This is a genomic window from Symmachiella dynata (genome assembly GCF_007747995.1).
GTDB lineage: Bacteria > Planctomycetota > Planctomycetia > Planctomycetales > Planctomycetaceae > Symmachiella > Symmachiella dynata.
In genome coordinates this window covers 6,988,770-7,001,832 of sequence record NZ_CP036276.1, presented here as the reverse complement: position 1 = coordinate 7,001,832, position 13,063 = coordinate 6,988,770, and the positions used below count along the sequence as shown (strand labels likewise).

Below are 13,063 nucleotides of genomic sequence, written 5' to 3'. Positions count from 1 at the left end.
CCTCCTCACTTGGCTCTTGCGAGAAGGTAGAGCCCGGTGTGGCTCAAGCCGGAGCACCGCACTCGGCGCTGGCCCATGCGCTAAAAATACTTGCACAGAAACAACCACTGCGCGCATCACAGCCACCCTCAGCCGCCACGAACCGAGTAAAAATTCACGATACCCCTGCGCCAAACGTGCAACCGCCACGCCTGGATCGGCGGGCTTTTCCGCGTCGCATCAGCCGCTGTACGGTTTCTCTCTGTGCCGATACCGGGGGGAGTGAGAATTCTCTCTTCCAGCGAGCCTGGACGCTGCATAGTTCGCAAATCAAAGGCCGCATGGTCGACATTAGCCGCAGCGGTCTGGCCATGACGCTCGGTCGTTCATTGGAACTCGGACAATCGGTCTGCATGAAGATCGAAAATCCGCTCTTCGGCCACCGCTTAATTGCCGTCGCTGAAGTCGTGCGTCAGCAACCGGCTGGCCAGGGACTTTGGACGGTCATGTGTCGATTCGCCAAACCATTGGAATTCGAACAGATCGAATTCTTCGGCTGCCACCTCTTCACCGCCCGCGTCGTCTAATCGCTAAAAAGCCCAAACCGACGGCTTCGCCGTCGCAATGCGGGCCTGATTTTGTAGAAGCTATTCACCCGCTTCCACCGCAGCCGCGATCGACTCCCCAGCCGCCGCAATCGTTGCGTCGATATCTTCGTCGGTATGACAGACCGACACGAAATTCGCCTCGAATTGGCTGCAAGGCAGATAGAACCCGCGGTCCAGCATGCCCCAAAAATACCGCGCGAACCGCTCCGTATCGTTCCGCGACGACACTGTATAATTCGTGACCGGCTCGGCATTGAAAAACAACGTGAACATGCTTCCCACATGCGGAACCGTATGCGGCACGTCCGCCTTGCCGGCCGCCTTGCTCAAACCGGCCACCAAACGCTTGGTTTTCCGTTCCAATTCGGCATACGGATCGGTTTCTTTCAGTGTCCGCAGCGTGGCAATCCCGCAGGCCATGGCCATCGGATTACCCGAAAGTGTCCCCGCTTGATAGACCGGACCGGTCGGCGAAATCGATTTCATCACATCCGCCCGCCCGCCGTAGGCTCCCACCGGCATGCCGCCGCCGATGATTTTTCCCAGCGTCGTCAAATCGGGCCGCATCCCAAACCGCTCTTGCGCCCCGCCATAAGCGACCCGAAATCCGGTCATCACTTCGTCGAAAATCAACAACGCACCGTGCTCATCGCACAACTGGCGGAGCGTCTGTAAAAACTCCGTCGAGGGAGCAACCACGCCCATATTGCCCACAACCGGCTCCAGGATCACGCAGGCGATTTCACTCCCCTGAGCAGCAAAAACTTCGGCCAATTGCTGGGTATCGTTGTATTCCAAAGACAGTGTGTCCGCCGTGCAACCGGCCGGAATTCCGGGGCTTGAGGGGGTTCCCAACGTCAGCGCCGCACTTCCCGCTTGGACCAACAGGCTGTCGACATGCCCGTGATAACAGCCGGAGAATTTGATGATCTTATCCCGTCCGGTGAATCCCCGCGCCAGCCGAATGGCGCTCATCGTCGCTTCGGTTCCGGAGTTGACCATACGCACCTGTTCGATTGAAGGAACCGCGTCGATGACCAGTTCCGCCAATTCCGATTCCTGCACCGTCGGCGCGCCAAAGCTGGTTCCACGTGCCAGCGTTTGCTGAATCGCTTCGATCACCGCCGGATGCCGATGCCCCAAAATATGCGGCCCCCACGACCCCACATAGTCCAGTAGTTTGTTGCCATCGACATCGTATAAATACGCCCCGCTCCCCCGCTCAATAAACGGAGGCTCACCCCCGACCCCACCAAAAGCCCGCGCCGGGCTATTCACACCGCCGGGAATGAGTTGCTGTGCACGTTGAAATTCGTTGTGGCTGACGTCGTGTTGCATGGGGTGTTCTACCAACTATTCAATGATAAATATCTCCTTCTCCCTCTGGGAGAAGGCCGGGGTGAGGGGCGACGAACCTGGGACGTCAACCAGCCCTCCCGCGCCGAGTACGACGGCCAAGCCGTCAGTTTGGGGAGTCGATGGGGATACCATACACGCGCCGTGAAATCAAATACAGCGGGTTATCCGCATCCTAAGTCCTCGATGAATCGCGACTCTGGGTGAATATCCTCCAGCGGAACGCCTAAATGTTCGCTGACCATATTTACCAACCGGCGGTAAACCTCATCCGACGGCTCGACTGGCAAATTCTCCCGTGACAGTAAACGATAATAGTTCTGATTCAGAACCGTCGTCGTCAGGTTGCGAATCGTGACGCACCCCGGTGACAGGCAGACTGCCCATGGAACTGTCAGCCAATAGGCTAAAACCGTCGCAGCAATGCTGAGCGGGAAGAGAGAAAGCCACACCAATTTCGGACCAAACGGATCAGTCAATGTCGCCGACGCGGTCAAAAATGATACCAGAATCGCAGCGATCGCCCCGGTTTGCAAAGTAGTCGACAACCACTCCGGCCGTCGCAGTTCCGGCAGCCTGACCCTCATATCCTCTTGCAACCGATGCCAATTCTGCCTCCGTCCTGAAATCGGGACCAATTCGTCGATCGGCGTTTCCAGCCGCACCTGTTCGCGGTCAATCCCGATCGCCGACATCAGCCCACGTCGCAGTCGCAAAAACGCTTTACTGCTCAGGCAAACATCCGATTTCTTGACCTGTGTCTTTACACAAATGTATCCATGGAAATCACCCACAGTCGCTAGGAACTCATAATCCCCATCCGGGACTTTGATGTCGAACTCCTCCTCCACATCCATGACTAATTCCACCACATCCAATCCCATGAGCGTCACTCCTTACGTCTCGAATTGATGATGTACACGATCGGTCACCCGCCATAAAAACATTCCGCCGGCACGCCTGTTTCCCGCTGCACCTGCTCGGCGATTGCGTCGACTTCGGCGTCGGTCAGCGACGAGACGAAACTCTCTGCCGGGGGGCGGGCGACGGTGTAGATTTGGGCGAGTTTGATTTGTCCGCCTGCCCCTTGGATTTCGTTGATCCGAGTACAGTAGGCGTCGATTTCTTCCGGTGGCGGGGGATCGCCATTCACGCGCATGAAGAGGCTTTGCAGCACCAACGGCCGTTCGCGGGCGGCTTCGGTGATGTTGTCTAGGATCCGTTGAAACGGGATCTTCGTCCGCTCGATCAGGTGATAATACTCCGCCGTTCCCGCATCGAGCTTGGCCCAGATCTCGCCGTTGTTGGCATCCAAAATCCGCAGGGCCTCGCGGCAAGCTGGGCGGTGGAACATGCTGGCGTTGGTGATCAACACCATCTTCACGTCGTCCAACCCGTGCCGTTTTTTGAGACCGGCCACCTCTCCGACGATCTGGTCAATGTTGCGATACGTCGTCGGCTCCCCATCCCCGGAAAAGGCGATGTCGTTCAGCCGCTGCAACTGGGGCGGCACGGTCGAGAACGGTTCTTCGGCGAACAGCGCGCCACTGGAGACGTATCCCAGCATCGCGTCGATTTCGGTCAACAACTGCTCCGTGGCAACAAACCGCGTCTCCGCTTCGCTACGGCGATCGACCTGACAATAGATACAGTCGAAGTTACAGACCTTGTCCGGATTCAGATTCACCCCGATCGACACCCCGCGACTACGGCGGGAGAGGACCGGATAGACAAACGTATTCTCGCGCCAATGCCGCGAGTGATCGGTATGCAGGGTGTGTTGCGGGTTGGTCACGGTGGATCGAAGGCTCGGTGAACTTAGCGGATGACGTTGGATAATGCCCACGACAAATGGACGCCCTCCATTATACGCACCCACACCGCCGGTGGTAACCGTCCCTGAATTCCCCCCTCTCCCTCTGGGAGAGGGGACGGGGGTGAGGGGCGAGCCATGGTTGACGTTCGCTCGATCGGACTCGCGCGAAACGCATCGGGGGGTAATCTGCTACAGGTCGGAGTTTTTCGATGTTGGGCTGAAATTGGAGTTGAGTTGGATTGGGACGTTCACTTGTCGTCCGAAAACCCTCACCCCGGCCCTCTCCCAGAGGGAGAGGGAGAAGAAATGGTTCCCCCCTCTCCCTCTGGGAGAGGGGCCGGGGGTGAGGGGCGTTCCACGTTTGGCGTTCCCTTTGCCCTTCGCAACATATTGCATTTCACCGGAGGGGGGGAAGCAAGCATCGGGTGGCAGCGATTGCCAACGGCAATCGGTGTGCCGCAGGCACAAGACGCAGCAGTTTCAGCTGTCCCTGCCGATGAGGCTCTGCTTGTCGAGGAGCGCACAAACTGCGGCTTCTTGCGGGCTTCGCCCGCCCCGATTGCCGGGGGCAATCGCGGCTACCCAGTGCCAATTTCTTCTTCGGTAGCGGCCGCAAGAATTCCCCCCTGGCCCTCTGGGAGAGGAGTCGGGGATGAGGGGCGATCCACGTTTGGCGTTCCATTTGTCCTTCGCAACATATTGCATTTCATCGGAGGGGGGAAGTAATCATCGGGTGGCAGCGATTGCCCACAGCAATCGGTGTGCCGCAGGCACAAGACGCAGCAGTTTCAGCTGTCCCTGCCGATGAGGCTCTGCTTGTTTAGGACCGCACAAACTGCGGCTTCTTGCGGGCTTTGCCCGCCCCGATTGCCGGGGGCAATCGCGGCTACCCCAGGCTATTTTTCATTCTCGGGACCGGCCGGGGGTGGGAGCCGAACACCAAAAAGTGATCCGCGCCAATGGTTGGCACGTTGTCTTAGACAGACTATCGTGCATTGAGTTTGCACGTCACGAGTCGTCTACCGAATCATTGGAAGCGCCCCATGATCAACTTTCAGCAGCCCCCATGGATGTTCCTCTGGCTGGTCCCGGCAATTCTGGCGGCGTAGGCTGCGATTCTGTTCATCATGGCAGAAGTTGGCGGCTGGCGGCGTTTGGCCAAAACATATGCCTGCCGTGAGAAGATCGATGGCACCAGTTGGTGGATGCAATCCGGCTCGATGGGGGGCTTGACCGGGTACGGAATGAGCCTGAATATTACCGCCAACGACCAAGGCCTGAGGATTGCGGTTGTCCCGCTGGTTGTCTTTTTCAGTCTCTTTCACCCACCGCTCTTTATTCCGTGGGAGGAGATTCAGGCGGTTCGCAGCCAGATGTTTTTTTATCAGTATGTGACTCTGGTCTTCCAGGCCCATCCCGATATCCCCTTTGCGATCAGCAATCGCTTGGCTGGAAAAATCCAAGCCGCATCCGGCCAGCGATGGTTGGAAGAGGCATAGGGGGGTGGCGGGCTGCTGGAGAGAACTTGGTGCCCTGCTCTATTTCGACTCCGACAACCTCTCAGGGGTGGGGCGTCAAACTTGGCTTGCCCCTCACCCCGGCCCTCTGCCAGGGGGAGAGGGGGTTCTTTAGCTAGCTCGAATTAGGCTGCTTTTTTCAACTGGTCGATGATCCGTTCGAACTCATCGTTGGTGTTGAAGTGGATGATGATCTTGCCGCGGTCCTTGCCGCTGACGCGGATGTCGACCTTGGCGCTGACCAGATCACGCAACTGCTGTTGTAGCGACGAGAGGTGGTGATTCGGCTGGGGGGCCGGTTTGCCCGCTTGTGGTTTCTCGAACGGGATCGTCGCTTCGTCCTCTTCGGCGTTGGCGTCGCGGACGGCTTGTTCGGTCTGGCGGACCGACATCGACTCCGATTGGATCCGCTGGCACATGGCGATTTGTTGCGACTCGTCTTCCAGCGGCAAGAGGGCGCGGGCGTGACCGGCGGAGATTTTTTTCTCTGCCAGGGTCTGCTTGATGAACTTGGGAAGTTCCAATAACCGCAGACAGTTGCTGATTGAGGAGCGTCCCTTGCCCACCTTGCGGGCCAATTCTTCGACCGTGCAGTGGAACTTGTCGAGGTATTCCTGATAAGCCTGGGCGCGTTCGATGTCGTTCAGATCCTGTCGTTGGTCGTTTTCGACAATGGCGATTTCGAAGACTGCCTGGTCGTCGATTTCTAAAACGCGGCAGGGAACCGTCGTCAGGCCGGCATTTTGAGATGCGATCAACCGCCGCTCACCGGCGATCAATTGATAGCCCTGCTCTGTCAGCCGGACCAGCAGTGGCTGCAGGACACCGTGCTGCGAAACACTGTCGACCAGTTCATTGATGGCATCGAGGTCGAACTCGCGGCGTGGCTGGTAGGGGTTGCGCTCGATCTCATCGACGGCCACATGCACCAGTTCCGAGGGGCCGGGAGCTTGGATGGTAGCGGGCACTTCGGGCGGATCGGGTTCGTGTGTTTCCACAGCCGAACCACCCAGCAGAGAACTCAGTCCACGTCCCAGCCGCCGTTTGGAGTCTTGTTGTTGATCATCCATGATCGATCGCTTTCGAATAAAAACCACATGCCAAAGTGCGGCACGTTGATGTGCCCGGGGTCGTCCACGCGACGACGAAACGTCCAGGATCGTCGCGGGCGGGGATTCTAACTGCCATTGCCGATTAGAAGCAAGATGACTTCTGGGGCGTCCGGTGCGGTCGGGCGATGTTCCACGTGTAACCAGCGATCCGGGTGTTAAAAACAAGCTCACCCCGCCGCCCCCTCCGAATGGAGTGGGAGAAAACAACTCCCCCCTCTCCCCCTGGGAGAGGGGCCGGGGGTGAGGGGCGTTCCACGTTTGACGCACCTTTTGCCCGGGTAGGCGCCGACCGTATTCAACCCTCTGCTGGGATGGGATCGCGGGGCATATTTACCCGTCGGGTTGCCGTGAGCGATTGATTGGGTGGGGAGCGCCAACTGTCGTGCGAAAACCCCCACCCCGGCCCTCTCCCAGAGGGAGAGGGAGAAGTAGATGGGATCCCCCCTCTCCCCCTGGGAGAGGGGCTGGGGGTGAGGGGCGTTCCACGTTTGACGCACCCTTTGACCGGGTAGGCACCGACCGTTCCCGGCTCCAGTCCAATGCCGGTTTGAGACAAAGTTCCACGTGGAACTTCCACCGGGGCGGCCAGACCACCTTGGGGTGCTTTGACGATTGGATAGGTCATTCCGGGCGAGGCTCCTTAGGGGTCCCACGCCGCAGGTACCGTTGCGGCTCAGCAGGAGCTTCGCCCTCCCGGTGCGCTAAATAAACAATGCGCAGCGACCAACGGGAGCGGCCCACCCTAACCGAGCGGAAGCTCGCACAAAGCGGCCCCGCCGCCCGCCCGCAGTTCCACGTGGAACTTTTACTCAAGTTGGTAGAGTCGGACGGAATACTGGCGCTGCTGGCCGTCTGCTTGGCGGATCTCTTCTGGGGGGTGTTGGTTGAGGAGGACGAAATCGCTGGGGGTGTACGGGTAGGTCTTCAGCAACTTCAGACGGCCGGCGGTCTCCGCAAGTTGCTCCTCGAATTGTGAGCTGCGGAGGGCATGCGGACCGGCGAGTAGGAAGGTGGGATGTGTCGGGGGAGCGAGGCCGGGTTGTGCGAATCTGAGGTTGCTGGCCGGCAGGGCTAACTCGATGCCGAGTTGTCGTAGCTGAAAAAACAGGCTGGGTTCGCCGTAGACATCGACGACGTAATTGTCGCTACGGGGGGATCCCCCCTGCTCTACGATCTGCTGTTCGATGTCCGCCTTGACCTCAGCAGCGATGTCGGCCAGACCGGTGTGGGACTGCCAGGCGCTCCACGTGGAACCGGGATTCCAATACCGACCGGCGAAGGCGACCGCAACTCCCACGACAATGATTCCGGCTGCCCAGGCGATGGTTCCACGTGGTGCGCTGGCGGTTGGTGATTCGTCGGCCGCTTGCCTGATGCCGGCGACCAGCCAAGCAATCCCTGCTCCTCCAGCCAACCAGATGGGCACCAGCCAAGGGAGCGTGATCCGGGGGTAGGCGGTGTAGAGCGGCGTCGTCAGTGAGAGGCCGGCGATCCAGGCGATCAACATCCAGAGCGCCAATTGCACGGCAGCTGGATCTTCATCCGGCGGCGACTCCGCAGGACGTAATTCGACGTTTCGCCACAACCAATAGACAGCCAGCGCGGCAAGCACAATGCTGGATGCCGACAGGCTGGCCAGTGCGGTCAGTCCCACAGCGAGGGCGAGCAGTTTCCAAAAATGCGAGGTGCGGGTTGTTGCGGAAGCATTGTCCTGCAGATGCGAAAAGGCCCCCACAACAATAACTGCCGCAGCCAGACTCAGGGGACCGAAGGCGCCTTCGAGTAGCCGGTGATTGAGCAACTGCTGCCAGAGGGTTTGCGGCCAGCGGTCGAGGCCGACGAGGTATTGACGATGATTGGCAGCGACCGCGGCATAGCCATCGGGCAGGTTGTACCAGGCCGGGGACCAGACAATCCCGGCGGTGGCGATGATGATTACGAGGCAGACCAGAGAGGTGCGGAGCCGTGCGCGGTCGCGACCGACCAACAACCACGGGATGGTTGCCGACACACCGATGGCCAAGGGAAGCCAGCCGTTGTACTTCGTCCACCACGACAAACCGGTCAGCACTCCGGCGATCACCGCCCAGCTTTTGTCTCCGTAGGAGAGGGAGCACCAGATCGCATAGACCGCGGCCAGCATCCAAAAGCAGACGAGCGGGTCGGTCAGAGCGGTGCGGGAATACAGAATATGAATTCCCGACAAAGCAGCCAACGCGGCGGCGGCGATGCCGGCGCGATCGTTGAACCAGCGTGCGGCGACGAAGCCAACCAGCAAAACGGTCAGCCCACCCGCGATGAGATTCACCGCCACCGATGCCAAATCATTGATGCCCCACGCTACCTGTGACCACTCGATCAACCACGGACCGAGCGGCGGCGCGAAGAGATGCCGGCTGGGATACCGGTATTCGTATTCGGGTCCGGTGACGAGATTCGAGGCATAGACCCCTTCGTCGAAATGCTCGATGGCAATACGACTCGGCAGCGCGCCGCGAAGCAGGAAGCCGACGACTACCACGAGCAAGATCACGGTCGATGCTGAAAATAGGTGGCGGGGTGAGTTCATTGAGGTGGATCGACGGGTCGGTTTTCAAGAATGCGGGCCGGACGGTTTAAGCGTCATGGATCATAGCATACCCCATCACAACCCTCAGCCCACGGAGACTCCTGTGCCACGAATCACGCGCCAAAACAACTCCCCCCTCTCCCTCCGGGAGAGGGGCCGGGGGTGAGGGGCGCGCTACGTTTGACGTTCCCCCGACTAGCCTCGCTGGGCCCTTGTTCAATTGCCGGTCTGGATTTGAGAGTTCGGCACGTCGAGAGAATCACCGTCGGGAAACAGTTGGCGATTCGTATGGTGAGGAGAGTACATCTGTCATGCGAAACCCTCACCCCGGCCCTCTCCCAGAGGGAGAGGGAGAAGAAAATGCCCCCCCTCTCCCTCTGGGAGAGGGGCCGGGGGTGAGGGGCGCGCTACAATAGATGCGAATCACAAAGGTGACAGCATCTGCGAACACGACCCCCCGCGGTTGCTCACCGAGAGTATGGCGGTGCGGGCGACAACGAAATGAGCATTCGATTACAATGCACGCATGCACCAAGACCGCAAACAATTGGAAGAGATGATCCGTGTCGCTTGCCTGTGGGAGGCGACGGCGCACAAGCCGGGGAACGTCCATCCCGCCGCCGGGTTTGTCGATTTGGTCTACGATGATTTCGTCCAGGCGGCCCACGTGGTCGAACCGGTGTTGGCCCGTTCGGCAGAACTGAAAGTCGGACCAACGGTGTTGGCGGCGATTCGTGCGACGCGCGAGGCGTTGGGGCGGAACGTGAATTTGGGGATCGTCTTGTTGATCGCGCCACTGGCGGCGGTGCCACCAGAACGACTATTGACCGACGGGATCGGCGACATCTTAGAGGGGGTGGACAACGAAGATGCCGCGCTGGTTTACGAGGCGATTCGTCTTGCCGCACCAGGTGGGATGGGGACGGTCGAGGATCAAGATGTGGCCGAGGCGCCGACCGAGTCGTTGTTGGCCGTCATGAAACGGGCGGCGGAGTGGGATCAAATTGCGGCTGAATATGCCAATGGGTTTGGCGTAGTCTTGGATTATGCCACTTTGCATTTCGCGGATGCCCCCTCGAGTCAGGAGCAATGGAACGCATCGATCGTCCATTTGCAATTGAAGTTGATGGCACGATTTGGTGATTCGTTGATCGCCCGGAAGTGCGGAGCAGCGATTGCCGGCGAAGCCCGACAGCGCGCGCAGCGGGCATTGGAATCGTTTGAGGAGTCGGCCGATTTGGCATCGACGGAAGTGGCTGAGTTGGATGTTTGGTTGCGCGGCGATGGGCATCGTCGCAATCCGGGGACGACGGCGGACCTGATCGCGGCCATTTTATTTGCCGCCTTCCGCGACGGGCTCGCTGATTTTGAGAACGCGCGGCAGGCCCTCAGCGACGCAAGAGACAGTGCGGCGGGCCAGGACATTTTGATCAATGAAGGAAGACGATGACCAACGAACGATTTCGTGTGCGGGTGACCAAAGACCATCTCGTATTTAGTGCGGCACATTTCATCACGTTTGCCGGCAACATTTGCGAGCGGCTGCATGGCCACAATTGGCGGGTAGCGGCGGAGGTGGCCGGGGCGCTCGATGAGAATTATTACGTGTTCGATTTCATTGCGCTGCGCGATGAATTGCAGGCGATTGTCGATGAGCTGGATCACCGGGTGTTATTGCCGACCGAGCATGCGGAGATCAAAGTCGTGGCAGGAGACCGTGAAGTCGAAGCGACGTTCGAGGAACGGCGGTGGGTGTTTCCTCGGGAGGACTGTATCTTGTTGCCGTTGGAAAACACGACGGCGGAGCTGATCGCCCGCTGGATCGGCCGGCGCCTGGAGGATGTGGTCCATCAAAAGGCGGGAGCGCCGGTCGAATCCATACGGGTCGATGTCGAAGAAAATTTTGGTCAATGGGCGACTTGCGAAATGAGTTTGTAGAAACCGGTCGTCGCCCGGGCCGGGTTCCAAAGTTTGGTGCGCAGTGGCACCGTTGCGGCGGGCCCGCACTTCCGTGATTGGTTATTGTCCGCCGGTGGATGCGATGCGAGTCTCCGACTCCGCTTTGGCTTTTGCTTCGATTTCCTCGCGGATGCGATTCAACCGTTCAAGATTGCGGGCGATCCGTTCCTCGCGGAGCAGTCGCCGTTCCTCGCGTCGAGCCTGTGCTGTTTTTTCGCTCACGCGGCGACTCCGTTTGGTCTCGGTGTTGTTGTTACGAATCGAGGCCAAATACATTTCGCGGCGTTGTTGCAGGTACTGCCGGTACTGTTCGTTGCGCTGTTGTCGCATCTGCATCATCTGTTGCGCGGCTTGCACAGCAGCAAGTGCCCCTGTGGCAGAACTGCTCGCGCTTGTTCCACCGGTTGACGCTGTTTCGCCGGTCGATCCGCCGGTCGATCCACCGCCTGCTCCCCCGTTTGGACACATTTGTGCCTGCGCGGAGTTTGGCATCGCGAGTGCGGCCATGGCAACGATGGCGAATCCCATCGCTGCGCACGGTCGAAATCTCGACTTGATGCGAGGTTGTTTGTGAACCAGATTGATCATGGTTGTCCCTTTCAAAAAAGGTAGAGAGGAGTAGAAGTTTCCATGAGTATCCAAACGAGAAAAATCGAGGGTTTTCACTGATAGGGGCGCTGATTCGATTGGGAATAGAGAGGTTTCTCGCTTATGGCTTAGCAAGTTTGCTGGCAGAATGACTGCTACGACACAACCGCCGGTTTACCCAGGCATGCCTCGAAACCTCATCCGCGGGTTGACAACACCTCGATTCAGTCAAAGAATGGAACTTGACGCGAAGTCTTCGCGTTGGATCAGCAGATCGGTGGGGCAACAGCATCTACCACTTCATAGGAGGTGGGACGCAATCACAAGCCTGTTGATATGCAGTGGAATGAAGTAGGGCCGACGGTCATTTGGCATTTGCGGGAAATCGACGTATGGCGGACGAGCGTTCAAACGCGTCTAAGCGAATGCGAGAGCATCAAGATTCAGCGACACTGGCGTCGTCGTTTGATCAATATCGCGATCAGTTACAACGGCTTGTTGCGTTTCACATGGACCGTCGATTGACGCGGCGGGTTGATGCGTCGGATGTGGTCCAACAATCGTTCATCGAAGCGCGTTCTCGGTTGCCGCATTTTTTAGAGCAAAGTTCGATGCCGTTTTCATTATGGATCCGGCAGATCACGATGCAGACGTTGATCGATATCCACCGACGGCATTTCGGTGTGCAGAAGCGCGACATTCGCCAAGAGGTCTCGCTGCAACAAGCGGACTCTTCCTATGCGATCTTAGCTGACAAGTTGGTTTCCAACATCGCTTCACCGTCGAGCATGGCGGACCGCCGGGAGAAATTGGCCCGCGTGCGCGACGCGATTGATGGGATGGACGAGATCGACCGCGAGATTCTGGTGTTGCGCCATTTTGAAGAGATGAGCAACAAGGACATTGCGGATCTCTTAGGCATCGGACAACCAGCGGCCAGCAACCGTTACCTGCGCGCCTTGAATCGGTTGCGAACGATCCTGGTCGACGAGTCGGGAACCATTTAATCGTTTACGGTTTGCGAAGGATTCAGTGCGAACGCCAGCAGCGCGGGCGAACCGCAATCCCTTTCTGACTTTATTTTAGCCACAGATTGAACACAGATAAAACACAGATCTGCTGGAACCGTTCGGTGAAAATTCAGACGTCGGTTTTGCTGTTCGTACTACGAACGTTTAAAAACTTTGCACCACTCGCAAATTTTGAGTTTGCCTGAAAAAGATGAACCACGAAAGAAACGAAATACACGAAATAGATACAGAGACAACGGTGAAGACTTACAGCGATTCAGTTGAACTCAAACAATTGTTTGGATGAAAAACGTAGTTTCCTTTTCGTGTGTTTTGTTTCTTTCGTGGTTAAAACTTTCTGTGGTTGCGGCCAAAGGTCTGGGGAGATTTTTTGTGAAACGAGACAACGGTTTCTCGTTACTCCCTAAAACGCACAACGTGCTGGGTGAATCGGCGAGTCCTTTGTTTGTTATACTGTATTCGATCGTGTACGGATCTTGATTTGGGAATGGGACTTGGGCTTCAAGTTATGCGGGGTGGACGGCGGTT

The 13,063-nt window shown here is 58.1% G+C and carries 11 protein-coding genes; 5 read left to right on the top strand and 6 right to left on the bottom strand.

All coding sequences use genetic code 11. From position 1 onward, the window contains the following. Positions 1-38 precede the first annotated feature (38 nt). Positions 39-566, top strand: coding sequence for a PilZ domain-containing protein (locus Mal52_RS26705; RefSeq protein ID WP_197534484.1), 528 nt, complete (start codon positions 39-41; stop codon positions 564-566). A 60-nt stretch (positions 567-626) separates the two neighbouring features. Here the strand turns inward: Mal52_RS26705 and hemL are convergent, their stop codons facing one another. From hemL to Mal52_RS26690, 3 genes are all read right to left on the bottom strand, one after another. After that, on the bottom strand, positions 627-1,925 hold the full coding sequence (gene hemL / locus Mal52_RS26700; RefSeq protein ID WP_145379759.1) for a glutamate-1-semialdehyde 2,1-aminomutase: 1,299 nt from the start codon (positions 1,923-1,925) through the stop codon (positions 627-629). A 182-nt stretch (positions 1,926-2,107) separates the two neighbouring features. After that, the gene (locus Mal52_RS30640) at positions 2,108-2,827 is read right to left on the bottom strand and encodes an acyl carrier protein (RefSeq protein WP_145379757.1); all 720 of its coding nucleotides are present in this window, start codon (positions 2,825-2,827) and stop codon (positions 2,108-2,110) included. A 44-nt stretch (positions 2,828-2,871) separates the two neighbouring features. Beyond that, positions 2,872-3,738 (bottom strand): radical SAM protein, encoded by an 867-nt coding sequence (locus tag Mal52_RS26690; protein ID WP_231962451.1) that lies wholly within the window; start codon positions 3,736-3,738, stop codon positions 2,872-2,874. 1,148 nt (positions 3,739-4,886) lie between these two features. Between Mal52_RS26690 and Mal52_RS26685 the strand changes: the two genes are divergently transcribed. Continuing rightward, a complete protein-coding gene (locus Mal52_RS26685) occupies positions 4,887-5,258 on the top strand; it encodes a hypothetical protein (protein WP_145379755.1) in 372 nt (123 codons plus the stop codon). 143 nt (positions 5,259-5,401) lie between these two features. On the opposite strand, the gene Mal52_RS26680 is transcribed toward Mal52_RS26685, so the two are convergent. Both Mal52_RS26680 and Mal52_RS26675 read right to left on the bottom strand, forming a co-directional pair. Next, the gene (locus Mal52_RS26680) at positions 5,402-6,346 is read right to left on the bottom strand and encodes a ParB/RepB/Spo0J family partition protein (protein ID WP_145379753.1); all 945 of its coding nucleotides are present in this window, start codon (positions 6,344-6,346) and stop codon (positions 5,402-5,404) included. Positions 6,347-7,193: 847 nt separating this feature from the next. Then, positions 7,194-8,957 (bottom strand): ArnT family glycosyltransferase, encoded by a 1,764-nt coding sequence (locus Mal52_RS26675; RefSeq protein WP_145379751.1) that lies wholly within the window; start codon positions 8,955-8,957, stop codon positions 7,194-7,196. 526 nt (positions 8,958-9,483) lie between these two features. Here Mal52_RS26675 and Mal52_RS26670 point away from each other — a divergent pair. Both Mal52_RS26670 and Mal52_RS26665 read left to right on the top strand, forming a co-directional pair. Next, on the top strand, positions 9,484-10,407 hold the full coding sequence (locus Mal52_RS26670; protein WP_145379749.1) for a triphosphoribosyl-dephospho-CoA synthase: 924 nt from the start codon (positions 9,484-9,486) through the stop codon (positions 10,405-10,407). Beyond that, positions 10,404-10,895: a 6-pyruvoyl trahydropterin synthase family protein gene (locus Mal52_RS26665; RefSeq protein WP_145379747.1), complete on the top strand. Its 492-nt coding sequence runs from the start codon at positions 10,404-10,406 to the stop codon at positions 10,893-10,895. Before Mal52_RS26670 ends, Mal52_RS26665 begins: the two co-directional genes overlap by 4 nt. A gap of 81 nt (positions 10,896-10,976) precedes the next feature. Here the strand turns inward: Mal52_RS26665 and Mal52_RS26660 are convergent, their stop codons facing one another. Beyond that, the gene (locus tag Mal52_RS26660) at positions 10,977-11,504 is read right to left on the bottom strand and encodes a hypothetical protein (protein ID WP_145379745.1); all 528 of its coding nucleotides are present in this window, start codon (positions 11,502-11,504) and stop codon (positions 10,977-10,979) included. Between the two features lie 392 nt (positions 11,505-11,896). Here Mal52_RS26660 and Mal52_RS26655 point away from each other — a divergent pair, with 392 nt between their 5' ends. Continuing rightward, positions 11,897-12,511: a sigma-70 family RNA polymerase sigma factor gene (locus tag Mal52_RS26655; protein ID WP_145379743.1), complete on the top strand. Its 615-nt coding sequence runs from the start codon at positions 11,897-11,899 to the stop codon at positions 12,509-12,511. Positions 12,512-13,063: the final 552 nt, after the last annotated feature.

Excerpts from the sequence above, each read along its gene's own strand:
- hemL (WP_145379759.1), bottom strand. The coding sequence starts at position 1,925 with ATGCAACACGACGTCAGCCACAACGAATTTCAACGTGCACAGCAACTC.
- Mal52_RS30640 (WP_145379757.1), bottom strand. The coding sequence starts at position 2,827 with ATGGGATTGGATGTGGTGGAATTAGTCATGGATGTGGAGGAGGAGTTC.
- Mal52_RS26685 (WP_145379755.1), top strand. The coding sequence starts at position 4,887 with ATGGCAGAAGTTGGCGGCTGGCGGCGTTTGGCCAAAACATATGCCTGC.
- Mal52_RS26680 (WP_145379753.1), bottom strand. The coding sequence starts at position 6,346 with ATGGATGATCAACAACAAGACTCCAAACGGCGGCTGGGACGTGGACTG.
- Mal52_RS26675 (WP_145379751.1), bottom strand. The coding sequence starts at position 8,957 with ATGAACTCACCCCGCCACCTATTTTCAGCATCGACCGTGATCTTGCTC.
- Mal52_RS26670 (WP_145379749.1), top strand. The coding sequence starts at position 9,484 with ATGCACCAAGACCGCAAACAATTGGAAGAGATGATCCGTGTCGCTTGC.
- Mal52_RS26665 (WP_145379747.1), top strand. The coding sequence starts at position 10,404 with ATGACCAACGAACGATTTCGTGTGCGGGTGACCAAAGACCATCTCGTA.
- Mal52_RS26660 (WP_145379745.1), bottom strand. The coding sequence starts at position 11,504 with ATGATCAATCTGGTTCACAAACAACCTCGCATCAAGTCGAGATTTCGA.
- Mal52_RS26655 (WP_145379743.1), top strand. The coding sequence starts at position 11,897 with ATGGCGGACGAGCGTTCAAACGCGTCTAAGCGAATGCGAGAGCATCAA.